A 23,427-nucleotide genomic window follows, 5' to 3' on the forward strand; every position below is an offset into this window, starting at 1 on the left:
CAGATCCCGCATCGCCGATCTGCGCGTCCTTGCGGCCACGGACCCCCGTCCGGGGGTACTGTGATGACAACGCGCGAGACGTTCCCCCCAACTCCTCGCGCGTCGCGCTCGATCGGTTCCCCCCAACGGATCGAGACGCAGCCGGCCCCGGTCTGTTCGCAGACCGGGGCCGTTGCACGTCCGGGGGTGGTTCGTTCGGGGCCGGTCCGCCGCGCGGGCGGACGTCCGCCGTGTCAGACGGCGGCAGGCAGCTGTGCGGCGAAGTCGCGGATGGCGCGATCCCAGCGCTCCGGGTCCTCGTTCCACTCGAGCGTGTGCGGTGCCGTGCGGAACGTGACCGTGGTGGCTCCCTGCCGTGCGGCGACGTCGTCGGCCGCGACCAGGGCGTCGGCCTCGGAGTGGATCAGCAGCGTCGGCGTCGACGAGTCCTGCCAGGTGGTCGTCGTGACGGGAGTCGGGGCCCCGGCGAGCCGCGACAGCACGTTCGTGGTCGCGATGCGGGCGGCGACCGTGCCGACGAACGCGGGCAGGTGCGCGCCGCGGACAGCCCCGCGGAGTGCCGAGGCGACGTCGAGCAGGGGTGACACGGCCACGAGTCCGTCGACGTCGACGCGTGCGGCGGCGACGGAGCAGGCGAGCGCACCGGCGGACCAGCCCTGCAGCACGACGCGCTGAGCGCCGCGGGCCCGGGCGGCGCGCACGGCGGCGACGATGCGGTCCGCTGCCCCGGCGTCGAGGGAGCGGAGCGGCAGGTCGGTGGTGTCGACGACCTCGGACGAGGCGCCGAGCGAACGCCAGACCCCGACACCGCGCAGGACCTGGCGCGGGCCGAGGGACTGGCCGTGCACGTGGACCACGTGGGTCGTGGCGGCCTCGGGCTCGGTGCCGGGCACGTCGTCCGGTCCGTCGTACCGCAGGGCGTCCCAGGCCCACGCACCGGTCGCCACGGGGGCGGTGACGCTGCGGCGGACGGTGTCGCCGTCGCTGCTGGCTCCGGTCACCGTGCCCGTGGTGGTGATCGCGCCGACCTGCACCCGGGTGTCGTCCCGCTGCAGGTCGTAGGTGCCCGGCAGACGGGTGTCGCGGGTGGCGGTCAGCTCGACCTCGGTGTCCGTGGCGCTGCGGACCGTGGCGGTCGCCGTGTACGGCGTCGGGAACAGCAGCCGTCGTGCGACGAAGGCGCCGAGTCCGAGGGTGCCGACCGCCCCTGCCGCGGTGCCGAGTGCTGTGATGCGTGCGCCGGTCATGTGATCTCCCTGAGTCGTGCCGTGGTGAGCGTCGCAGCGGCCGGGACGTCCTGCCCGGCCTCGCGCGCGCGGTCTTCGATCTCGACGGACAGCCGGTGCTGCCGACTCCGCCACTGGCGACGCTGCCACACGATCGTGAAGTAGAGCCCGGTGTTGCCCGATGCCGTCTCGAGTCGCCGGAGCTCTGGCTCGAGCACCCGGAACCGGCGTCGGGCGGCCCGCCAGTCGCGGAACTCCCGTGCGGCGTCGGGCAGGACGCCACCGGCGGCGCCGATGGCGAGCAGGACCATCGAGCCGAGGAACACCGGGGTGTAGAGCTTCGACAGGACCCCGACCGCACCGTCGGCACCGGCGACGTGCACGGCGTCGAGGGCGATGGCGATGCCGGCGAGCAGCACGAGGCCGGCGGCACCGACGACGAAGAGCCAGTACAGGCGGCCGAGTCCGTCGCCGCTCCGGAAGCCGCGCAGCACGGCGACGGCCGACCGGGCGATCACGATGGCGATGTAGGTCATCTCGACCGCGGAGTAGAGCGCGGTCGGCAGCTGGTCGCCGTAGGCCACCATGAACTGCGCCGTGGGGGTCGGCGCGTCGATGAGGCTGAACAGCGCGACGAGGGCGACGAGCACGAGCACGCAGCCGATGATGCGGCTGGCGCGCAGGAGCTTGGCGGAGCGTGCCGCAGCCTCGACCGACTGCGCGAGGGCGAACATGCCGCACACCATCAGGCAGCGGCCGATCAGATCGGCGATGTTGGGCACGTGCGTCACCCCGGCGAGGAACGTCGTCACGTCGGGCTGGTTGATCGTGAGTCCGACGGCGACGCAGCTGCAGCAGACCATCAGCCACGTGACACTGGCCGACTGGGTGCGCACCAGGAGCAGCCGGGCGACCAGCACCGCCAGGATCAGCCAGACCGGGATCGACCCCCAGACGTGCAGCGTCACCGCGTCACCGGAAGATCCCGGGCTGGCCCTCGGGGTCGAGCAGCCCGATCCGCAGCGCGAGCTGGTCGGCGACGAGCTCGACGGCCTGTTCGTGCGGGGTGTCCAGCGAGCGGGTGAACGCCGTCCGGCCGCTGAGCAGCCCCGTGTACGCCTGGTGGTCGCAGCCGGTGTCGTCCATGAACACGTGGGCGAGCTCGTGCAGCACGCAGGCCACCCGGGAGCGCTCGGACAGCCCGGGGCGGGTCTCGAGCAGGGCGTGGTCGGTGCGCTGGATGAGCCGCGCGGACAGGTCGCCCGGCAGCTCCGTGGTGCGCACGTGGATCGGCTTGCCGAGCGCCGCCTCGGCACGGGCGGTCAGCTCCGGCAGGGACAGCCGACGGGGGAGCCCGAGGCGCTGCACGCGGCGACGGGCCTCGGTCTGCCGACGCAGGGCGTCGAAGCGGTCACGGTAGCCGCTCACGGGGTGCCGCCCGATTCGTCCAGGCGACGCAGGTGGTCGGTGAAGTCGCGGATCTCGTCCGCCGAGGCGAACTCGCCCAGACGCCGGGTCGCGAACGCGACGACCTCGCGCTTGCGGAGTTCGAGCACGAGCTCCAGCTGCGCCTGCACCCGCTCCGGCACGTCCGTGTTGCCGGCCGCGTCGGTCAGGTACTCCGCCGGGACGCCGAAGTAGGTCGCCAGGGCAGCCAGGAGTCGCTGGTCTCGCACGGCCGGACCGTTGCCGCCGAGCATGTAGCCCCAGCGCGGTCGACTCATCGACGCACCCTGCGCCTCGATCTCGGCGGCGATCTCCTTGTACGGGGGTCGCTGGCCCGAGTTGGCCTCGACGACGTCCATCAGGAGCTGCAGTTTGCGCGACAGTTCCCGACGGTGTGCGTCGTCGTCGTTGTACTCGATCACGTGTCCCCACTCTCACATCTGTCTCAGACATGATAAAACTGATCCAGCGCGTCGGCCGGTGTCACCACTCTGCCAGGCTCGCGCTCGCTCGTCAGGTCGGCATTTCGATGGGGGGATGCCGAACGGGGGACGAACGAACGGGAGGCGCGGTGCCAGCTGGCACCGCGCCTCCCGTCCGTCGTGTGGTGCGGACTACGCCTGCACGTCGCCGCGCCAGCCCGGCTGGGTCGGTGCGTTCTCGACGCGCTCCTTGTAGTTCTGCAGGTCCTTCTTGACGGCGTGGCCACCGACGCCCACGGCGGAGCCGAGCTTCTCGAGGATGCCGGAGGGCTCCCAGTCGATCTGCACGGTGACACGGGTCTCGGCGTCGGAGAGCTTGTGGAAGGTGACGACCCCGGCGTGGTCGGTCTCGCCGTCCTTCACGGTCCAGGCGACACGCTCGTCGGGGTGCTGCTCCGTGATGAGGGCCCGGAACTCGCGCTCCTGGCCGGCGATCTTCACGGTCCAGTCGGTGGTCTTGTCGTCCACCTGGACGATCTTCTCGACCTCGTCGAGGAAGTGCGGGAACTCCTCGAAACGGGTCCACTGGTCGTAGGCCTGGCGGACGGGGACGTTGACGTCGACGGTTTCGATGATCTGAGGCATGCACCGGACGGTAGGCCGATCGACCTGGGCGGCACTCAGCAGCGCTGTCCCCCTGCGACCCCGGTAGTGTGAGGCGGATGACAGAGCACGGCAAGCACGCGTTCCACGAGCGCGACGACCACGGGATCCTCGTGCGTCCGGCGCTCGCCTCGGACGTCCCGCACATCCAGCGGCTCATCGCCCCCTACGTCGACCGGCGCATCCTGCTCGGCAAGGAGAACGTCGCCCTGTACGGCTCGATCCAGCAGTTCCGGATCGCCGAAGGGCCCGACGGCACGCCCATCGGGTGCGGCGCGCTCGCGGTGTTCTGGGACGACATCGCCGAGGTGCGCACGCTCGCCCTCGACGAGCAGTGGATCCACAAGCGCGTCGGGCACCGGATGCTCGAAGCGCTCGAGCACGACGCCCGTGAACTCGGCGTCGCCCGGATCTTCTGCCTGACCTTCGAGGTCGACTTCTTCGCGAAGCACGGGTACCTGGAGATCGGCGAGAGCGTCGTGTCGCCGGACGTCTACGCCGAACTGGTCCGCTCGTCGGACGAAGGGGTCGCGGAGTTCCTCGACCTCGCCCGGGTCAAGCCGAACACCCTCGGCAACACCCGCATGCTGAAGAACCTCTGACGCTTTCTCGTGCCGCCCGGCGGGGTGGCCGGGCGCGGCACGCACCGTTGTCTACCCTGTGCGCATGTCGTCGTTGCGTCACCCCGTCGGGCCCGAGAAGCCGGTCGTCTACTGGCGTCGCCGGGCGCTCGTGCTCGCGGCGCTGCTGGTCGTCGTCCTGGTCGTGGTGCTCATCGTCGTCGGGCGGGGGAGCGGGGCCACCTCGGCGGCGCCGAGTGCGTCGGCCTCTGCTGGGTCTGGTGCCGATGCATCGTCTGCCGGTTCTGGGTCCGGTTCCGGGTCCTCGCGGTCTGCTGCGCCGAAGCCGTCGGCTTCCGCCTCGGCTTCTGCGTCGAAGCCCGCAGCTGCCGACGGTTCGACCTGCACGAAGGACCAGATCGTCCTGACCCCGGTGCTCGACAAGTCGGCCTACGGCCCCACCGAGGACCCGAAGATCGCGATGTCGATCAAGAACTCCGGCACGAACTCCTGCCACCTGGACCTCGGATCGGCGCAGCAGGTGCTGACGATCAGCTCCGGCCAGGAGCAGTACTGGTCGTCGAAGGACTGCCAGACCGGCGGCACGAACCAGGACGTCACGATCAAGTCCGGTCAGACGCTCACGACCCCGGCGATCGCCTGGGACCGCACCCGCTCGTCCACGTCGACGTGCGACTCGTCACGGCCGGCGGTCACCGCGGGAGGCGCGAGCTACCACCTGCAGGTCGCCGTCGGGAACCTCGAGTCGAAGACCTCGGTGCAGTTCATCCTGCAGTAGGCGGCGGGTGCGCGGTTCGCGGTTCCGATCCGCTCCGGCTGGGCTGTGCCGAGCAGAGGTGCCGGAAACAGCAACAGGCCCCGTCGTCCGAAGACGACGGGGCCTGTTCAAGCTGATGTGATCAGCCGAGGACGGTGATGTTCTCCGCCTGCGGGCCCTTGCGGCCCTCGGTGATGTCGAACTCCACCTTCTGGTTCTCCTCGAGCGACTTGTAGCCGTTGCCAGCAATCGCAGAGAAGTGCGCGAAGACGTCAGCGCTGCCGTCGTCCGGGGCGATGAAGCCGAAGCCCTTTTCGTTGTTGAACCACTTGACGGTACCGGTAGATGCCATGATGGCGTTTCCTTAGCTTTCTTGCTTCCGCCAAGGTGCAGATGCACCGACGGAGACCCCGACGTACGTCGACGGGGGTGATGCGCCACGCGGGCAGGTGCCGGCGGGACGGGTTCGGGGCCAGGCCTGTCGGCCAGTGACCCTGGGGGCCCGGGTTGAGGGGCAAACCACCTCGCCCGGACGTTGAGCGCCGCCGAAGCGGTTCCATCAGGCTAGCGTGCTCTGGGCCGACTGGCTACCCGTGCGTCACGGAACGACGAAAATCTGGTGGAATTGAGCTGATGGCAGACAAGGAACAGCGCTTCCGGAGCGAACAGCTCGAGGAAGCCCTCGCGAAGCAGGACGTCGCTGCGGTGGCGTTCGCGCTCCGCCACGACATCGTGATCGTCCCCCGACTCGTCACCGGCAAGAAGGACATGCAGGTGCGGGTGTTCGGCCGTGAGGGGTCGGACAAGCGCATCCTGCTGCTGTTCTCGTCGGCGGACGCCTACACGGCGATGGTGCCGGACGAGAAGATCCGGCAGGTCATGGTCTACGACGGGCCGCGGCTCGAGGAGTTCCTGGCCGCCCACCTCGACATGCTCGAGGGCGTGTTCTTCGACATCGCCGGCCCGCACACGATGCAGGCCGCGCCGGCGGACCTGCTGGCCGCTTTGCGCGCGTAGCCGCTCAGAACGCGCGGTCGAGCTCGCGTTCGCGCGGCGACTGCGTCATCGAGAACGCCACACGCAGGGCTTCGCGCAGGTGCCCGGAGTCCGAGCCGAGCACGGTCGTGAACCCGAGGCGGGTGGCCTCGTTCACGCGCTGCTTCGTGCCCGTGGCCGGACGGATCTCGCCGGCGAGGCTGATCTCGCCGACGGCCGCGAGCGTGTGCGGGTACGGACGGTCTCGTGCGGCGCTCGCGAGGGCCAGTGCGATCGCCAGGTCGGCGCCGGGCTCCGTGAGCTTCATGCCGCCCACCGTGGAGACGTAGACGTCGGCATCGGACAGCTTGAGGCCGGCGCGGCGTTCGAGCACCGCGAGCAGCATCGCGACACGGGAGGCATCGACACCGTTCACGACCCGGCGGGGCTGGGGCGCCGAGCTCGGGACGATGAGGGCCTGCACCTCGACCGGCAGCGCGCGACGCCCCTCGAGTGCGACGGTGACGCAGGTGCCGGACACCGGCGTGGCGTTCTTCGACATGAAGAGGCCGCTCGGGTCGGGGACCTCGTGGATGCCGTCGCCGCCCATGTCGAAGCACCCGACCTCGTCGGTGGGGCCGAAGCGGTTCTTGAGCGCCCGGACGAAGCGCAGTGCGGTCTGCCGGTCGCCCTCGAAGTGGCACACGACGTCGACCAGGTGCTCCAGGAGCCGCGGGCCGGCGATCGTGCCGTCCTTCGTGACGTGGCCGACGATGAGGACGGGCAGGGCGCGGTCCTTCGCGATGCGGATCAGGGTCGAGGCGACCTCGCGCACCTGGGACGTGCCACCCGCGATGCCGTCGATCGAGCTCGACGAGATGGTCTGCACGGAGTCGGCGATGAGCAGGTCGGGCTGGACCTGGTCGATCTGGCCGATGATGACGCCGAGGTCGACCTCGCTCGCCAGGTACAGGTCGTCGTGCATCGCCCCGGTGCGTTCGGCACGGAGTCGGACCTGGTCGACGGACTCTTCGGCGCTGACGTAGAGGACGCGCTTGCCCGAGGCTGCGGCTCGGGAGGCGACCTCGAGCAGCAGGGTCGACTTGCCGACACCCGGCTCGCCGCTGAGCAGGACCGCCGCACCCGGCACCACGCCACCGCCGAGGACGCGGTCGAACTCGCCGATGCCGGTCTGCCAGCGCTGCACCGAGGTGCCGCGGGCTTCGGTGATCGGTCGCGCCGCCCGGGCGCCGGTGACGGCGACCGCTGACGTGCCCCGGGTGCTCGCGGACGCCGCGGAGCTGTCCTCGACGGTGCCCCAGGTCTGGCACTCACCGCACCGGCCCACCCACTTGATGCTGGTCCAGCCGCACTCGGTGCAACGGTAGAGGGACTGCGGGCGCGCCATGTCGTCGAGGCTAGGCCGTACGGCCGACATCACCGGCGTGGCCGCCCGGCTCGTCTGACTGGTCTCGGTCATCGGGCAGCGCGATCGACCCGGTCATCCGGTGGCGCAGACGCTCGACCGGCCCCGGGCCCTGGCGCGAGGCGTGGTCGAGTGCCTCGGCGCCGTCGGTGTCCTGCTCGGCGCGGGCGTTCGCCACCGCCCCGGCGTCACGACCGAGGTTCTCGGCCTCGCGCACGGACAGGTAGTGCCGGATCGCCGCCACGGTGTCGACCCGCGCGTCGACCGCCGGCTCGAAGGCGCTCGCCCAGACCTCGTAGCCGCGGTCGTTCGGGTGGAACAGGTCGCCGTAGCTGTTGAAGAAGGTGCGGCGGACCCCGACGCGCTTCGTGATGGTGTGCAGCGGCGCCACCGTCAGCCCGAACTCGTCGGCCACCCGGTGCACGATCTCGTTCGCCACCGCCACCTTGCGCTCCCGGTCCGGCACGAACATGCACGGCAGCTCGGCCACCACGGCGTGCGACGGGACCGCGCCGTAGATCGCCCGGATGTTCCGCTCGAACTTGTCCGGGTCGAAGTCGGCGATGTCGTTCGCCCCGATCGACACCGTGCAGACGTCGGGCGCGTAGTGCCGGAGCTTCGGCAGCTGATCACGTTTTGCGCCCCAGGTGGTCGAGCCGGAGACGCTGAGGTTCACCACCCGGACCGACATGTGGGAACGGTGCCGGATGCGCCGCGCGAGCAGCCCCACGTAGCCACGGCCGGGTGCAGTGGCACCGACGCCCTGCGCTGCCGAGTCACCGATTGCCACGTAGAGCAGCTGCCCCTCGTGCTGCTGTCGTTCCCGCCACCAGTCGGCGTGGATCGGGAGCATGTCGACGACCCGTTGCGCCGCTGCCCGTTGGCCCTTCACGCCGGCGCGGGCACCGACGGCTGCGGCGCCGACGACGCCGAGGCTGCCGATGACGGAGGTGAGGAGTGCGATGAGCGTGCGGGATCTCATGCCGTGGACGGTACGCCCGCCGGTCTTGCCGGAGACGAGGAGGACCTGTGGGTGTGGGGAGAGCCCTGCTGGTGACCGCTTGTGGAGGGCGATCCGACCCGGGGTGTCATCACGGGCCTCCCGGATCGTGTAAACTCTTTCCCGGTACCGTGTCCGAGCGGCCGAAGGATCATGTCTCGAAAACATGTGTGGGGGCAACTCCACCGTGGGTTCAAATCCCACCGGTACCGCCAACGGGCTGTTTGCGAATCTGGCTTGCCCTTTTTGCGAAACTCCCGGACATAGAAGAGCCCCCGACCATCTGGTCGGGGGCTCTTCTGGTTCAGCCTTCGGGCGTGATGTCGGGCTTGACTTCGACGCTGCGGAACTTCTTCCGGTTGCGTCCGTAGTCGGACCATCCGTGCCGGTCGCGGCTGCGGACCATCTTCTCGACCGGCTTCGAAACCGTGGCGGGCAGTTCGACGTTGGGGCGGATGGGGGTGAGGTTGGAGCGACGCTTCGCCTTCTCCGCCTTGCGGAGCTGGGCGCGCGCGTAGTCGGCGATGCGCTTGTAGTTCAGAGCGGCGGCTTTGAACGCGAACACGTACTGGTTTGCGGCGAGGCCGCGCATCCGTCGCTCACTGTTCAGGTCGACGCGGAAGTCGGACTTGAGCTTGTCGTTGACCGATTCGACGACGTTCCGGTCCGTGCGGTAGACGTCGAACCATGTGTCGCTGCCGTAGCGGTACTTCTGCTGTTCGGTGAGGAACTCGTTCGGGTCGACGGTGATGGAGTCCTGGCAGCAGACGGCGGTCTCGGCCCAGCGCTTCGGCAGGTTCTTCTTGAGGACCTGGCCGGCCTCCCGCTTCCCGCGGAATGCCCGTGCGTGTGCGTCGCGGATGGGGCATGCGACGGTGGCGGACGGTCCGAGCGCGGGGCAGCTGAGTCGGATTTTCCCGTTTGGTTTCACGTCCTTGAGGTGGAGAGCGAACCTCCACCGTTCTGCGAGGTTGTCTCGCCACTGCCGTTCGCTGACGTCCCCCTTTGCTTCGTCGAATCTGACGGTTGCGTCGAGGTGCTCGGGAGCGGTCCCCGGGCAGTAGTAATCACCTTCGACGAACTTCGCTCCGCCGACGCCGTTGGTGATGCCCTTCTGCTCCGCGCGGTACTCCTGCACGTTGGGGATGCTTCGTTCGCGCAGCCCCTTGTGGAAGCCGCCGGACATGGCGTGGTTGTAACCCATGTCGAAGGTGAGCCGGGTGATGTCGTAGCCGCGCGACTGGATGGAGTCGAGCAGTTCGAGGGTGTCTTCGCCGACGCGCTTGTTGGGGGTGGCGACGCTGATGGCGCGGATGAGCAGCGGGGACGCGTCGCTGTGGTCGGCGGTCGGGTCCTCACGAGTGTCGATGAGGATGTTGGCGACGTAGACGTTCTCCCACTGGGAGGCGATGAACACGTCCGCGCCGGAGGGGTCCTTGATTGCTGCGCCCTTCTCCTTCGGGTAGAGACCTGCTTCCAGCTCGAGGGTTGGGCGGTCGAGTTCGGCTCCGGTGGTTGGGTGGTAGCGGCGGATTTCCTTCCCGGTCTTCTTGTCGCGCTTCCATCGGCGTCGCTGGCTGCCGGCTCGGAGGGAGGTCTGGTCGACGGAGACGGAGATACTGGTTCGCTGGTGTTCCTCGGGCTGCATGCTGATGACGATGTCGAGGAGCATGTTGCCGAACTCCTGTCCCCGGGCACGCTTTGCGGCGACGTCGGTTTCGTCGCGGCTGTCGAGAATCGCTTCTCGTTCGTCGACGAGCATGAGGCGTTTGGGCGCGGGCCAGCCGTCGATGAGCTTGATGATGCGGCGCAGCGCCCGGTAGGCGACGTGGTACCAGTCGCGGTCGGCACGGTTGTAGAGGTGTGCGATACCGAGCGCTTCCTTGGCGTCGTCGTCGAGTCGGGTTTCGAGGAGGTGCCCGAGCGTGGTGGGGTTCAGCGGCTGGCCTTCAAGTACGAGCATCATTGAGAGGGTGAGAGTGACGGAGTCGCTGAACAGTGGCTTCCGTCCGCCGGGCTTCTTGTCGGCGTTGTCTTCGGTGCGCCAGAGGTCGCAGCGTCCGGGCAGCGGGGAAGCGAGCATCCGGGCGAGCCATGCGGCGGCCCACCAGCCGGGAATCATCGCGTGGCTGCCGCTTCCTGCGCGGGCTTCCTGCGTGGTGAGTTTGCCCCAGACGAGTTCGTCGAAGCGGTTTGTGGCGTCGTCGTCGTCGTTGTTGCTAGCTGCGGTTGCGGTGTTCACGGTCGCTTACTCCTGGGGTGAGGTATGGCATGTATCGAGTGAGGGATGCGGGCGTGGCGAAGCCGGCTTGATGCATGAGGTCGGCGACGGGCAGTGTCTGGAGGGTGCGCAGGAGCCACGTCTCGCGGAGGAGCGTGAGGTCGGGAGCGGGGTGTGGGCCTCTGATAAGTGCGTTCATCGCGTTTGAGAAGCCGGTCACCGTGCTTGTGCTCTTGAGGACTGCGGTCTGGTCAGCGGGTGGTTCGAGAAGGAGGTCATCGAAGTGCGAGTTCCAGTCGGGAAGGACGTCGACGGTCCTGGGGTTTCGGCCACCGACGTTGACGGTGGTGCGGCCTTGCGTGTCGCGCCGGATGCCGTCTTGTCGGATGGTTGGCATCTCTGTGCTTCGAACGCCTGCGCCGCCGGCGAGCCCGACGATGATGCTGGCGTCCCGCCGTTTGGTCGGGGTCTTCCGGACGGATATCCAGCCGTCGATGTCGGCCAGCTCGCGGTTCGTGTACGACCGGACTGGGCTGAGGCCGCGCGCCGAAGGGGGACGGTCCTTATCAGGGAGTCCACCGATGACGTTCGCGAGGCGGTAGAGCGCGGATTCGTAGGTCTGCTTGGACGATTCGGTGTGGGAGATGCTGCTGATGTACCGCCGAATCATCAGCGGGTAGAACAGGTCGTCACGGTCGAGGGGGGCGTGCATCTCGTGAACGGCCCAGAGCACATATCCGGTCAGGGTGGAGATGAGACTGCGCGCTGCCTGGACCGTGTTTGGGCGGTAGTCGAGGACGCTCTGCGTGACGAACAGTCGGATGGGGTGCCACAGTGCGGGATTCGTGCGCGCTGGGAAGTACCGCATGATGACCTCCACGATTTCCGGCGAGTTGTGTTCGTTGTTAGGAACAAAGTGTGGTACTGGCTGCGCGGTTTGGGAAGGGGCGTTGGGTGTCGGTTTCACGTGCTGGCCTATGCGCGGGCGAACGCGTGAGCGGGGATGTGAAGCGCCTGATCCGGGATCCAAGATCCGCACTCAGCTGCAAAAGTCCCGATCAGGGATCGAATCGTCAACCGACTCCGGCGATGTGAATCAGCACGCCGAGCGATGCATCCCGGGCGTGTCGCACCCTTCATCCGCGCATACGGATCTTCGAGCCCGCACGGTGCAGGTTCAGAACGGAGAACACCATGGCAACGACGAAACGCAGCTGGTTCGAAGTGGACCGCGCCGACGGAACGGCGGTCGCAGAGCTCGCGGACGACCTCACCGTCTTCCTCGGCACGAAGGACACGATGACGATCAAAGGCCCGGGGGGAGCCGCCCTGACCGTCAATATGGAAGACGCCGCCGACCTCGCAGCCGCGCTCTCCGAAGCGGTCCGCATCCTCGCCGACCGCGGAATGATCCTCGAGCCGCGCGCCCGGCGGTAGCTGCTGGTCGGCTCCGCCGCTTCGATCCCGTCTCCTGGGCCGGTCTACGGCGTGGGCGGCGAGGCGGCGGGGCCGGTCACGGCGTCGAGTCCTTCACGAAGGGCAGGACTCGGTCGAGCGCCTCCGCTGATCGCAGTCCAGCGATGCGCAGCAGAGCCTTCACCGGTGTTCCCGCCTCGAGGTGGTGCACGAGCCACGTGGCACGCATCCGCCGCGCCTGCAGGGGCATGTGTGGCCCGTTCCGGGAGACGAAGTCGGTGATGAGGTTGATGTTGCCGCCGCGTTGCTCGGAGCGGAACGCCCACCCGTCTTCGCCGACGTAGGCTAATCGTTCGCCGAGTTCGTCAGCCCAGTCGGGTAGGACCGGAACGACGCGCTCGTCGGCGCCCGCCACATCGACGTATGTCGTGGCCCCGATGGTGTGGGTGCTGCTGGTGCGGAGTGCGATGATCTCGGCGCCGGTGAGGCCCGCGCCGAGGCCGAGTGCAAGAAGTCCGCGCGCTGAGGTTCGCCGCTCCTCGGATGGTTGCGCGAGCGCCCACCCATCGAGTTCCGCGACCTGTTTGGGCGTGTACGGCCGGGATGCTTCCGCTTTCCCGAGTGCTCGAGTCCGGACGGCGGCACGCTCGCCGAGGAGTGCTTCGGAGACACGACGTAGGCGGGCGCGCATGCTGTTACGGCTGGCGCGGTTGTACGAGTTGAGGTGGAACTGCACGAACCGTTCGACCGTGAACGGGTTGAGGACTTCGTCGTCCTCAAGGGGCATGTGAACCTGATGGGCGAACAAGGCCAACCGCGCGACGACGGGGTAGAGGTCTCGTGCCTCGTAGGTGACGAGGGGTTCTGCCCGGGTGACGACGTCGTGGACGTACGGTGCGATGGCCGCCCACTCGGTGTCGGCCATCTGCGGTCGGTACGGGCTGCTGCCGGAACCCCGCGTCATTGCTTGAGAACTTCGCCATCGGCGGTCATGTCGTCCTCTGCATGCGCGGACGGCGAGTGCGTGCTGGCCCCGTTGTGAGGATGTAGTCGGTGCGACGTGCGCTCGGCCGCGATGTGCCCTCTACGCTGAACGCATGGGTCGACCGATGCGTGCGCTGCCGGTGGAGCTCGCTGACGCACCGTGGCCGAGCGTTCGGTCCCGTGATCCGTTCGGTGAAGTCGCCCGCCAGTTCGTCCTCAATCTCCGCGACGCGATGGCGGGACGCAGTCTCCGCGCGGTCGCTGCTGATGCCGGCATCGGCCATGTCACTCTCCAGCGTGTCCTGGCGGGTCAGGCGTGGCCGGACCTGCAGACGATTGCCCGGCTTGAGGCGGGACTTGACGCGGAGCTGTGGCCACGTCGTCCGGCCTCCGGAACTCGCGGTTGAACTCCTCAGCGCGGGCGAAGAACTCTGCCCAGTTGGCGGGATCCCGACGTGCCGGTGCTGGCGGATACCAGGAGCCATCGGTCACCGCTGCGAGGAGCTGCATCGAGGTCCACCTGTCGGGGTCGTCTTCACCACGCTCCGGCGGCGCAGGACGGGTGTCGATGCCGCTTTGTTCGTCGAACGCGTTCCGATCTGCGACGTAGCTCAGCACGAGGCGACGGAGGGTGCGCTCCTGGATTGCGTCCATACCGCTTGAAGTGACCACGACTTCTCGCGTGACGAGGTCCAATCGGGCGCCAGCCTCCGCGCCCTCGGAGGACGCGAAGATGCTGACGCTGGACCCGCCCTTGCGCTCGACGGCAGACACGTGCACGCCGTCCGGTGGGAGCATCGATGTCGGCCACCCCAGACGTGGCACGTCGACGTCCGCAACGAGACTCAAAAAGTCTGTGAGCGGATCCGGTGCGGTCATAACTAGGAACGTAGACCTGGCGGGGCGCCCCTGTCCAGTCCGCAGCGGCAGCGGAAGGACTCGTTGAGTGCCACGGGCACGAAAGGCTTCCGATGAAACTCTGTCGGCCATCAGGTGAGACGCGGCTCGTTCGGGTCGCCGGCCAGGAGGAGCGCCCGCTCGGGTTTGTCGAGGTCCATTCGAACGACGATGAACCGTGACTGCCGACGGGGCCGCACCTGATGAGCAACTCGGCGATGAGCGGACTGTCACGACGCCAGTCGCGCATGCCCACACGACGAGCGCCTCTCCGCGCATCGACATACTCGGCCGAAGTTGCATCTTGCGCAACGGTTGAAGCGTTCCTATTGTGGCACTCAAGCGGTTCGCCGCTCGGCGGCCGGAGGGCGGTCGTCTACTTCCGACGAAAGGGGAAACGTCATGAAGATCACCACTCGCAAGGTCGAAAAGCCGAAGACAAACATGTCCGTCATGTACTGCTACAAGTCGGTGCAGATCTAGCTGTTCGGCATTTCAGCGAGGGGCTGAGTCGCATCAAGGCGCAGGTTTTTTTGCGGGTCAGCCCCCCGCCACACCATCAGGACAGTGGCTTGGGGGGAAAATTGGATATTGACGTTCGTGCTACATCAACGGAGACGCCGCTCGCGCTTACGCGGGCGATCATCCGACAGGTCGACGCTCTCACCGGGTCGAACTGGGCGATCCACTCGCTGACACGAGCTGTATTCCTACGTCCGGGGACACAAGGCGAGAGTCTAAGCGAACAGCAGACTCCCGACGACCAACTTCGGTATTACACAAGTGATCGCGTGCGGCGAGGTCTGCGCTTAGTAGCGCGCAGCATCGCGGATGGCTTGCCCGCGGGGACGACGATTCGTCTGTCCGGATGGCCATCCGAGATTGATGCCGAGTTCCTTGACCTGCTCGTTGCGAATCGGCTCGTCGAGGCTCACGTTGCACGCTTCAGAGGAGAGGCGCAGCCGGATGATGAGCAGCGCTTCGTCGACTCGCTCATCCTCGCTGCCTCCTCTGGCGATGCTAATCTGCGCGATGGCCTCAATCGGCTCTTGAACTGCGGGGACTCCTGGAATGCCGAGCGCATCGCTTCTATCTATCTTGACACGGCGCAAAGCGTCGATCCACTGCTTGGCGACGTACTAGGACTCGCGTTCGCGCTGCAGGGCGAGACGGGCACCGCGCAGTTGCTATGGAGCGGTTGGTCCGAACAATCCCCATTGGCGGAGGCTCGCGCTCGCTACAGCTTGTCCATGCTGGCCGCACGTCACCACCCGCAGGCGCTCCGGGACCACGGACTCGCAAAACGTCATCTTGAACAGGCCTGGGAGCGGCTGAAGCTTGAACCCGAATCGGAGCAAGTGCTCTACGAGCGAGTCTTCAACCGGAATGGTCTGGCACTGCTGCTGTTCCGAGAAGGCCGTCTCCAGGATGCTGCAGTGATGCTGGAGCGCGGGATCAAGTTCATCGAGGTGTCTAGGTTCGGTCAGAAGGTCCATCACACGGTCTTACTGTCCAACCTCGGCCGAGTCTACGCAGCCGCGGGAGAAGACGGCGACGCCGAACGGTGCCTTCGGCGTGCGGTCGAGCTCGATCCTAAGTTCGCCGAATACTGGCAGGACCTTGCAGGGTTCCTAGCCGACCACGGCAATCTGCATGAGGCGATTCAAACCGCAAGCCAAGCGGTGCTGCTGGATCCGAGTATCCCGGAAGCCCATCGCCTTCTCGGCTACCTCCACATGCTCGCGGAAGATGCCCACGCCGCGCGGGACGCATACGAGGTGGCCGCCCGACTTGGAGACGCGACCGCCCTGCTTGACATGCTTCGCGCTTCGAACGCCGCCCGCACCTACTCCTGGACGCTTGCGCAGCGACCTTGGGTCGACGGCGAACCGCAGCTGCTGAACGGTCGAGCCGAGACTGAACTGCTGTACATCGAAGCGGAGATACAGCTCGACCCGTTGTTCGACGGCCGACGGGCGCTCAGCGAGCTGAAGACGCGATATCCCGACGATGAGCTAGTCGACCAGAACTGGAGTGCGAATGCGTCGTCCTAGAGCTGTAGAGCCGTGGGGCCGACTGAGCGAATCTGACGGACGCTATGTGCGATGGCGGTCACGCCACAGCACCGGACCGGTCTCGTGGCTGGGGCTCGTTCTCGCCCCGCGACGGACAACCGCAGTCGTCATCGCTGCGGGGCTGTTGGTCGTCGCGGGATCCGTGACCGTGACTCTCACTATCAGCCAGGTCGGGGAGGCCGCTCATCGGTTCCCGTGGGAGCTCGTCCTGACCCTGTCCCTGGGATTTGCGGCCGAGACCATCGGATTCTGGGTCAAAGAACGCCACGAACTGCTCCTGACCGCTCAAGTAAGACAGCTCATCTTTCGGCGATTTATGCTCCTATCGTCGAAGGCCACGGAAAACCGTTCGAGCTTGCGAGAACAGGTGCTGACCTACCCGACGCAAATCAGTCAGTTCGCGTACGTGGTCGACTTTGCCGTGTCGAGTGTGCAGATAGTGGCCGTACTGATTGTCACGATCACGCTTTACGGTGCCGGAGGAGTAGTGGCGGTCGTCTTGATCGCGTTCCTGGTCTTCGCCAGCGTGCGACTAATCGCCCGCGTCGGCGCCCTTTGGGAGAAGTACATCGCTCTTGAGGGCAGACGTCGCGAACGGATCCGTGTCCTGTGCACGTCGCTGCCACGGGGCCGCTTCGCACCCGGTTGGCCTCAGGCCGTCAACGAGGTGCTCGAAGTACGAAATGACGAGCAGACGCTTCTCCGTAAACGAGTGTGCCTTCAGCTGGGTACCGGTTTCCTCGACAAGGGCGCCCTCACCGTCGTCCTCGTCATCGCAGCACTCATCGCCAACGCCATCGACCCGAGCGCCGGGTTCGGGATCGGCCTTATCGTCGCTGCGCGCTACTTCTATAGCGCTGTACAAAACAACTTGGTCAATTACCGCGTCGTCCGACTGGCGATCCCGATGCTTCGAACCCTCGATGAGTCCACCTCGCACGTCGGCGACGAGGGCGCCGCCTATCCCAAGATCAACGGAAGCGCCGTGTTCGTGCAGCGTGACACCGAGGAGGGGCAACACCTTCTCGCTATCAGTGGACAGAATGGGGTCAGCTTCATCCCGCGCAACCCGACGTTCGCGCCCCAAGTGCTCGCGGCGTGGGAAAGGACCGCTTCCCACCACGCACGTTCGACGTTCGCGGGGCGATCCGAGGAGCTCGGCTTGTCGGACGCGACGCAAGCACGGTTCTTCTCCGATCCGGCTTCGTTGTCATCCGGCGAACGCCACCGCGCGGCCGTCGCGCTCGGGATTGCCGACGAACCCGACCTGCTGATTCTCGACGACACGTTCGCATCGCTGGACGGGAAGAACCGGTCACGCATGTTGAATGTGCTGAACGCTTCCGACATCCCCTTCGCCGTCGTGTTCTCCTCCGAGGACTACCTCCCGGATCAAAGAGCAAGGGCTGACCACACCGAGCAGGTGAGTGAACGCCTGGCCGTCCCCGACGCTGAGGTCGAAGCAACGTCGGGGGCGCTGCCAGATCCGCCGGCTCGCGGCGGCACGATCGCCGCGATTCGCATCGTGTTCGGAGCGGGCATTGCATGGATATTGCTTGGTGCCGCGCTGATTGCCGCATCGGAAGTGACATTCGCTGCGGCGGTCGGCGCAGGTCAGCGTGCCGCGGATCTCCACGTACCTGTCATTCTCTCCTGCGGCCTAGGAATGCTTACGGGCTGCGTACTGTACTTCAACACGCTCTACGCCGTCCCGATCCGACGATTGACTCGACTGCACGACATGCTCATTGAGCGCTTGCCCGCATTTGCCTCGAAGCGCACCGCGGGCCCGATCGTGGGCCGGCTCGGCGAAGACTTCTCCGAACTGCAGATGTCCGTGCCCGGCGCACTCGGAGCGGCTGCTCTCGTCGGGATGCAGGCAACCGTTACAATCGGGCTCGCCGTCGCAGGCGCACCGCTCATGCTTCTGGTGGTGATCGTCGTCGCGCCGCTCGCGTACGTTGCGTTCTCTCGTGGGTCCGCAATGATCTCCCCCGCAGCGACTGCTGTCGCGAATGAACGCGGCAACTTCATCGGGCTGGTCGGGGCGCTCGTCGAATCCGGTGTCGCGCGGAACGGCAGGCTCCTCGGTGTCGCGGCGAAGGTCGGATACGAGCAGGCCGAAGCGAGCTACATGGCTACGAACGTTGCGATCGCTCGGGCGTACGCGTTTCGCACCGGTCTCGTCGGGGCGATCGTCCTGACCACGAATATTGCCGCCACAGTCATCGCATGTACCCCCGGGCTGACCTCGCAATTGGTCTCACCGGCGGCAATCGTGTTCTTCGCGATTTCCCTGTCTGCAGGTGTCCAATCCACAATCGAGGCATTTCACGGAGTTGGGGTCGTCTCGCTCACTGCCGGGCGCGTTCAGACGCTTTTGACTGCATCGCCCGCCGTGGGGGGCTTCCGCCCTGCCGCTCCTGCAGCTTCTGAGTTGCTGGACGCACTCGACGAGGAGGTGACGATCATCGGGCTGGTCGGACCGAGTGGATCAGGGAAATCGCTCACACTCGACGCAGTCGCCGAAGCACGTCGAAACCGCAGCGTGCTTACCGTAATCGAGGCGTCCGACCCATTCGCCGAGCAGCAAACCGAGCCGGCCGGAGCGATCCAGCAACGCACATTGGCGGGGATCGACGATCACCGGCTCAGCGGACTCGTCCTCCTTGATGAGTCGTTCAACGCCCTCGACCGCGTCGCGGAACGCAACGCGCTCGCGCAACTCAAGGACGGGCTCGCTCGCCACGGCGGGCAAGGTGTTGCCGTAGTTCACTCTGACCGGAATCTCGACCTGTTCGATCGAGTCGTCAGCGTGGACACCCATGCGTGACGCCCGAGCTGCTTCCATATTCACGCCCACAGGGCCAGAAGCACTCTTTGCGGTCCACCGTGCGGTACCGATTGCTCGCCGGTGCGATGCGACGATCCTTCTCGGCAGGGCCGGCCTTCAGCGTTTGGATGAAACAAGCTCGGAGCTACGTCACGTCGAACTCGACATCGTCGCTGATGAGATCGCTACCGGCGCCGCGAACGAACTCGTCGCGGTCAATTTGACGCCGATCAGCGCCCGAGTGGACCGATACACATTCGATGGCGATGCATTCGTATGCGTCGGTAGCGACCCGCCGATCATCTTTGAATCGGCCGATGACGATGTCGTCGTCCTCAGCGATCCTTCCGGTGCAGTGACGTTTTGGCAGCATTCACGCACCTCGGTGCGTCGACTTGGGCGCTCCGAACAAAGCGGATTTACGCCGTCGAGCTGGTCGACGTCCGTTCGAACCGGAGAATACGTCGCAGCGTGTACGGGAAGCCACGTCGCTCTCGTGGAAGATCGTGGTCCTGCTGGCTTGCACACCAGAGTCGTTCGGATCCGTTCGGGTCATGACGACGCCGGTACTGAGATCGACGGCGCAGGCCCAGTCATTGCCGATAACGCACTGGTGGTTCCAAGCCCCGCCGATCGGGACGCGGCTTCACCCGCCGGGATTCACGTTTTCCGTCCCTCACGCACTGACTTCATTCCGACACCGGGACCGGTCGATGACGTCGGCGGAGGAAGCGGTCAAATCCTCGTGAGCGTGTTCACCGGTACAAACGCAGAAGTGTTTCGTGTTCGATCGGACGAAGCTGACCTCGAGCGCATCGAGGTGCCCAGCGGGCGGAAGACGTTGGCACCGAACAGTGCCGTGCTCGCTGCGCAGGGCTACGACAACGTTCTCCACCTCGTTGACGCCGTCGGCGTCGACGCCACCTCGAAACCGCGCAGAGCTGATCGGACTCCTCCCCCGCTATTGATCCGCCGCACCGCGGCTGCGGTACGCGGGACAGTCGTTCATCTACACGGCGGACCGGAAGCGTTCGAGATACCCGAACCACGGCTGATTGGTCTGCCGCGGTACGCCTCGGACACTGGATGGGACTGGATCGGCTTAAATTACCCCGGATCCCTCTACCCGAATACCGAGTGGGTAAGTCGACCATGGAAAGCCTGGCGTCAGGCCATCAGAGCAGACATCGACCGCGCCATCGCGGCCGCGCGAGGACCGGTTGTGCTTGCCGGATGGAGCTTCGGCGCCGCGGTCGCCGTCGCCGGCGCGTCGGTCTCAGATCGGGTGATTGGCCTGGTGATCGGCGGTGTCACGGGCGCTCTTCGCGAGCACGCGAATCGGGCGGTGGCGATGGATCCGGCTCACGGATTGTGGTTCGACAGGCGGTTCGATCTCGCCGGGGACGACGGACGGTTTTTCGACGGCATCAGTGGCTACAACTCTAAGGCTCGCGTCCTTGCATTTCACGGCGTCAACGATGCCCATTGTCCGGTGGACCTCGCGGACGAAGTCGCCGAAGCATGGTCGAACCGGGGCAACCCGTGGCAATCGATCCGGCTTCCCGGAGGTCAGCACTACGCCTCGACCGAAGCGGACGCAGCACTAATCGCTTCGGAGACACAGAAGTTTCTTGCGACGGTGGGAGCTCATTGACCGCAGTCGCGCGGCTCCAAGTACTCGCTGTCAAGTCAGTTCCGGAACGTTTTGCGCAGTCCTCGTCTCGTAAGCGGTCGAGACGAGCTTCTGTGCCTAACATGACGACGAAAGGTCACCGGAGCATTGTCCTCGAAGCTCCGGACCGGAACACAGATCTCCGCGGAGTCGGTCCCGCTTACATTGAGGCAGGTGAGATGAAATTCCTCCACGGTGAAGACGTTCGCTACGCCGAGTAGCTCTGGGAGGCAGGAGTGCGCCGTCAGACCGGAACGTCCGCTCCGGATACCCGCACGCGCGCGGTCTGGGTGAAAGTGGCCCGTGGCAAGTTGACGGCGTGGGCCTGGAGCAGCTCGGTGTGACACGGAGTTTCGGAACCGCGATTTTCGTCAGCTCGGCAAATTCCACCGGAGGTCGTACCCGGTGTCGGCGAGGAACCACAGCCGGCTGCGAACCTCATCGAGCGCGGCCGAGTCGTCGTCGGTGCGGGCGTCGGCGCGGAGGAGTGTGTTGGCGGTGATGATGTCGTCGGTGCGGTCTCGGTATCCGGCGGCTGTCGCGGTGGCGAAGATGGTCGGGTCGGCCGGGAGGATGAGCTCGGTCCCGGTGAGGTCCTCGTCTTCGGGTTGGAATCCGAGGCTCGTCATGTCGATTTCGTTCGCGGTGAAGGCGACGAGCCGGTACGGCGTCGTCTTGCCGACAGTGATTGCCGGGTAACCAGGGCGACTCGAGATCCCTCGCCCGGAGATCAAACAGCCGGCGCTGATGAGCCGGTCCGCCTGCTCCGGGAGCGGCAGGTCCGATCGCCACCGGGTCCGGATGCCGCCTGGGCCCGGGTAGCAGGCGATGCTCCAGTCGACGAGCCCGCCGACGTCGCGGGACTCCCACCCGATGCTCGTGCGGTGCACGCGTTTCCCGAGCCGCGCGAGCGCGTCGTCCACCTGCCCGGGCGTGAGTTTGCCGCGGCGGACCAGCCCGTCGAATTTGGCGCCGTTGATGGCGAGCATCCGTGCGACGGCGAACGTGATGTAGATCGGGGCGGCGTCCTTCCACCGGTCGTGGACGCCGAGGACCTGCTTCCCGTCGATCCACACGCGTCGTCGGTCGACGTCGACGAGCAGGACCGTCTCGGTCTGTTCCGCGAGCGCGACCTGCATCTGCATCACCGTGCGAGGTGCGAGCAGGAGCAGCTCTGCGGGTGTGTCCGGTTCGCCGCGCGGGTTCCGGGTCAATGTCGGGAGGCGTGCTCGGCGTCCGTCGGCGAGGCGGATCGTGTCGTGGGACTCGACGACCGCGTGCAGGCCGGCGAGTTTGAGGACTGCGAGGGCGTCGGTGAGGTCCGCGGTCTCGCCGAGCCCATAGGGGAGGGTGAATTGCGGACGTCCCGCGTAGGCGTCGGCGACCCATTGCAGTGCGGGACCCATCAGCGACGCTCGTCCGGGGTGTCGGGTCGGATGAGGGCGATGAGCCAGCGTGCTTCGGTGAGGAACGGCTCCCACCCGTCCCGAGTGTCACCGTGTGCTGGTTCGCAGCGGTAGCCGGGCTCACCGCCGGCGCTACTGACGAGGACCTGCCGGAGCTCGGAGTCCGGTGGGTCACGGAAGTACATGTGTCCGTGGGTGCCGGCCATGTCGAACGCGACAGTGAGCAGGAACAGCTCCGGTCGGGTGGTCACCACCGCCACCGCCGTCCCCGGAACAAGGCGATGACGGTCGCGAGCGGACGGCCCTGCTGCATCCAGGTCAACGGTGTCAGGGGTACGTCGTCGACGCTGAGGAACTGGCGGGGTGTGGTCATGAACTCAGTCATCGCCGCCACGTCGAGGAGCCGCTGCGGAGCAGCCGCGAACAGCGCATCAAGGCCCGACAGAAGGACGGCCGGGTCGCCGAATTCCGGGAGGGCGGGTTGGACGAGTTGCCAGTCGGGGATGCGTTCTTCACCGTCGAGGTCGAAGCTGGTCAGCCGGTTCGACCCGAACAGTTCGCCCACCTCGTCGATGCTGATCTGCAGGGCGGTGGCGGCTTCGGCGTCGGTGAGAGTTGTGTCCAGCAGGTGCCGGCGGATGCGTGCCTGCGTTGCCTGCCACCATTCCTCGGGAACGTCCGCACCATTAGCAGGAGCGGCACCGGGTGCATGCGAGATCTGTCGGCCTTTGTCGGTGTAGGCCTCGAGCTGGTCGATGCTGATCTCACCCCGGGCATACATCCACAACTGGCCCTGCCACGGCATCTCATCCGGGAACCCTTCCAAGTAGCCGGAGTGGATGACCGCTCGGACCGCTTTCTCCCGCTTCGCGACCTCGGACGCTGGGACGAGCAGGGTCTGGACGATGCGGTTCGCCTCCCGAGTGGCGGGGACGGTCAGGTCGGTGAGGCGCCGCCGGTTCCGGTCAACGAGCTCGTAACCGGGCTCCTTCTCACTGTGTTCGATCATGATCCGCGCCATCGACGCTTCCGGGTCATCGGTGTCCTCGAGGAGGACATGCCCCCACAGGATCCGGTCGTTCGAGAGGTGCAGGGAAACCAGACGCATCATCAGCGAGTACCTCCAAGAAGTCGGGACAGCAGCGCGAGGGTTAGGGCTAGGAAGTCGGCTCGGTGCGGCCGATTCGTTCGGGTGCGTAGCGAAGGATGAACCGCATGATGCGGTCCGCTTCCGCCATCGCTGGGACCGATGGGTCCTGGGCGTCCGGGTCGACGTTGGTGAGCCGGAACCACGGCGCCGCGTCGGTGTGGTCGATCAGCACCGTGGCGGGCTTGTCGTCAGGGTGGTCGAGGCTGGTGAACATGACGGCGCCGAAGAAGCGTGCGTCGTCGTACGCCAACGTCAGGGACAGCAGCTGCAGCGTCAT

At 66.7% G+C, this 23,427-nt stretch carries 23 protein-coding genes and 1 tRNA gene; 9 read left to right on the forward strand and 15 right to left on the reverse strand.

Going from position 1 to position 23,427, the window contains the following annotated elements; translation table 11 throughout:
* Positions 1-233: 233 nt before the first annotated feature.
* From DEJ02_RS07725 to DEJ02_RS07745, 5 genes are all read right to left on the reverse strand, one after another.
* On the reverse strand, positions 234-1,247 hold the full coding sequence (locus DEJ02_RS07725) for a hypothetical protein (protein ID WP_111032552.1): 1,014 nt from the start codon (positions 1,245-1,247) through the stop codon (positions 234-236).
* Positions 1,244-2,194 (reverse strand): hypothetical protein, encoded by a 951-nt coding sequence (locus tag DEJ02_RS07730; RefSeq protein WP_111032553.1) that lies wholly within the window; start codon positions 2,192-2,194, stop codon positions 1,244-1,246. Before DEJ02_RS07730 ends, DEJ02_RS07725 begins: the two co-directional genes overlap by 4 nt.
* Positions 2,195-2,198: 4 nt before the next feature.
* On the reverse strand, positions 2,199-2,654 hold the full coding sequence (locus tag DEJ02_RS07735) for a hypothetical protein (RefSeq protein WP_111024020.1): 456 nt from the start codon (positions 2,652-2,654) through the stop codon (positions 2,199-2,201).
* On the reverse strand, positions 2,651-3,094 hold the full coding sequence (locus tag DEJ02_RS07740; RefSeq protein ID WP_035809351.1) for a hypothetical protein: 444 nt from the start codon (positions 3,092-3,094) through the stop codon (positions 2,651-2,653). Before DEJ02_RS07740 ends, DEJ02_RS07735 begins: the two co-directional genes overlap by 4 nt.
* Before the next feature lie 192 nt (positions 3,095-3,286).
* Entirely contained in the window at positions 3,287-3,739 is a 453-nt protein-coding gene (locus tag DEJ02_RS07745) for an SRPBCC family protein (protein ID WP_027467072.1), read from the reverse strand.
* A gap of 77 nt (positions 3,740-3,816) precedes the next feature.
* Between DEJ02_RS07745 and DEJ02_RS07750 the strand changes: the two genes are divergently transcribed.
* Positions 3,817-4,359 carry an amino-acid N-acetyltransferase gene (locus DEJ02_RS07750; protein ID WP_071245253.1) on the forward strand — a complete coding sequence of 181 codons (543 nt, stop codon included), beginning with the start codon at positions 3,817-3,819 and terminating at the stop codon, positions 4,357-4,359.
* Between the two features lie 64 nt (positions 4,360-4,423).
* Positions 4,424-5,116, forward strand: coding sequence for a hypothetical protein (locus tag DEJ02_RS07755; protein ID WP_111032554.1), 693 nt, complete (start codon positions 4,424-4,426; stop codon positions 5,114-5,116).
* A gap of 121 nt (positions 5,117-5,237) precedes the next feature.
* Here DEJ02_RS07755 and DEJ02_RS07760 read toward each other — a convergent pair whose 3' ends face one another.
* Positions 5,238-5,447 (reverse strand): cold-shock protein, encoded by a 210-nt coding sequence (locus DEJ02_RS07760; RefSeq protein ID WP_017887662.1) that lies wholly within the window; start codon positions 5,445-5,447, stop codon positions 5,238-5,240.
* 281 nt (positions 5,448-5,728) lie between these two features.
* Between DEJ02_RS07760 and DEJ02_RS07765 the strand changes: the two genes are divergently transcribed.
* Positions 5,729-6,112: an SseB family protein gene (locus tag DEJ02_RS07765; RefSeq protein WP_017887661.1), complete on the forward strand. Its 384-nt coding sequence runs from the start codon at positions 5,729-5,731 to the stop codon at positions 6,110-6,112.
* A 4-nt stretch (positions 6,113-6,116) separates the two neighbouring features.
* On the opposite strand, the gene radA is transcribed toward DEJ02_RS07765, so the two are convergent.
* Positions 6,117-7,478 (reverse strand): DNA repair protein RadA, encoded by a 1,362-nt coding sequence (radA, locus tag DEJ02_RS07770; RefSeq protein ID WP_027467076.1) that lies wholly within the window; start codon positions 7,476-7,478, stop codon positions 6,117-6,119.
* A 10-nt stretch (positions 7,479-7,488) separates the two neighbouring features.
* Positions 7,489-8,478 (reverse strand): SGNH/GDSL hydrolase family protein, encoded by a 990-nt coding sequence (locus DEJ02_RS07775; protein WP_111032555.1) that lies wholly within the window; start codon positions 8,476-8,478, stop codon positions 7,489-7,491.
* 143 nt (positions 8,479-8,621) lie between these two features.
* Here DEJ02_RS07775 and DEJ02_RS07780 point away from each other — a divergent pair.
* Positions 8,622-8,711, forward strand: a tRNA-Ser gene (locus tag DEJ02_RS07780).
* An 89-nt stretch (positions 8,712-8,800) separates the two neighbouring features.
* Here the strand turns inward: DEJ02_RS07780 and DEJ02_RS07785 are convergent.
* Positions 8,801-10,738 (reverse strand): hypothetical protein, encoded by a 1,938-nt coding sequence (locus DEJ02_RS07785; RefSeq protein ID WP_111032556.1) that lies wholly within the window; start codon positions 10,736-10,738, stop codon positions 8,801-8,803.
* Positions 10,716-11,597, reverse strand: a complete 882-nt coding sequence (locus DEJ02_RS07790; protein WP_111032557.1) for a hypothetical protein — start codon at positions 11,595-11,597, stop codon at positions 10,716-10,718. The genes DEJ02_RS07785 and DEJ02_RS07790 overlap by 23 nt, the downstream gene beginning before the upstream one ends.
* Positions 11,598-11,911: 314 nt before the next feature.
* On the opposite strand from DEJ02_RS07790, the gene DEJ02_RS07795 reads away from it, so the two are divergent.
* Complete coding sequence (locus DEJ02_RS07795; protein ID WP_146249240.1) at positions 11,912-12,154, forward strand: hypothetical protein; 243 nt, start codon at positions 11,912-11,914, stop codon at positions 12,152-12,154.
* Between the two features lie 76 nt (positions 12,155-12,230).
* Here the strand turns inward: DEJ02_RS07795 and DEJ02_RS07800 are convergent, their stop codons facing one another.
* Entirely contained in the window at positions 12,231-13,058 is an 828-nt protein-coding gene (locus tag DEJ02_RS07800; RefSeq protein ID WP_111032559.1) for a hypothetical protein, read from the reverse strand.
* A 292-nt stretch (positions 13,059-13,350) separates the two neighbouring features.
* Between DEJ02_RS07800 and DEJ02_RS18780 the strand changes: the two genes are divergently transcribed.
* The 4 genes from DEJ02_RS18780 (at position 13,351) to DEJ02_RS07820 (ending at position 20,576) form a co-directional block, all read left to right on the forward strand.
* Positions 13,351-13,524, forward strand: coding sequence for a helix-turn-helix domain-containing protein (locus DEJ02_RS18780; RefSeq protein ID WP_368072981.1), 174 nt, complete (start codon positions 13,351-13,353; stop codon positions 13,522-13,524).
* A gap of 1,281 nt (positions 13,525-14,805) precedes the next feature.
* A complete protein-coding gene (locus tag DEJ02_RS07810) occupies positions 14,806-16,068 on the forward strand; it encodes a tetratricopeptide repeat protein (protein ID WP_181440296.1) in 1,263 nt (420 codons plus the stop codon).
* A gap of 163 nt (positions 16,069-16,231) precedes the next feature.
* The gene (locus DEJ02_RS07815; protein WP_181440297.1) at positions 16,232-18,922 is read left to right on the forward strand and encodes an ATP-binding cassette domain-containing protein; all 2,691 of its coding nucleotides are present in this window, start codon (positions 16,232-16,234) and stop codon (positions 18,920-18,922) included.
* On the forward strand, positions 18,915-20,576 hold the full coding sequence (locus DEJ02_RS07820; RefSeq protein WP_111032563.1) for an alpha/beta fold hydrolase: 1,662 nt from the start codon (positions 18,915-18,917) through the stop codon (positions 20,574-20,576). The genes DEJ02_RS07815 and DEJ02_RS07820 overlap by 8 nt, the downstream gene beginning before the upstream one ends.
* A gap of 389 nt (positions 20,577-20,965) precedes the next feature.
* Here DEJ02_RS07820 and DEJ02_RS07825 read toward each other — a convergent pair whose 3' ends face one another.
* Genes DEJ02_RS07825 through DEJ02_RS07840 form a run of 4 tightly spaced genes read right to left on the reverse strand, consistent with a single transcriptional unit; the run spans position 20,966 to position 23,427 of the window.
* Positions 20,966-22,000, reverse strand: coding sequence for a hypothetical protein (locus tag DEJ02_RS07825; protein WP_111032564.1), 1,035 nt, complete (start codon positions 21,998-22,000; stop codon positions 20,966-20,968).
* Positions 22,000-22,251, reverse strand: coding sequence for a hypothetical protein (locus DEJ02_RS07830; RefSeq protein WP_146249241.1), 252 nt, complete (start codon positions 22,249-22,251; stop codon positions 22,000-22,002). The genes DEJ02_RS07825 and DEJ02_RS07830 overlap by 1 nt, the downstream gene beginning before the upstream one ends.
* A complete protein-coding gene (locus DEJ02_RS07835; RefSeq protein WP_111032566.1) occupies positions 22,248-23,111 on the reverse strand; it encodes an antitoxin VbhA family protein in 864 nt (287 codons plus the stop codon). Before DEJ02_RS07835 ends, DEJ02_RS07830 begins: the two co-directional genes overlap by 4 nt.
* Before the next feature lie 46 nt (positions 23,112-23,157).
* Positions 23,158-23,427, reverse strand: a complete 270-nt coding sequence (locus DEJ02_RS07840; RefSeq protein ID WP_111032567.1) for a hypothetical protein — start codon at positions 23,425-23,427, stop codon at positions 23,158-23,160.

The organism is Curtobacterium sp. MCLR17_042 (assembly GCF_003234695.1).
Classification (GTDB): Bacteria; Actinomycetota; Actinomycetes; order Actinomycetales; family Microbacteriaceae; genus Curtobacterium; species Curtobacterium flaccumfaciens.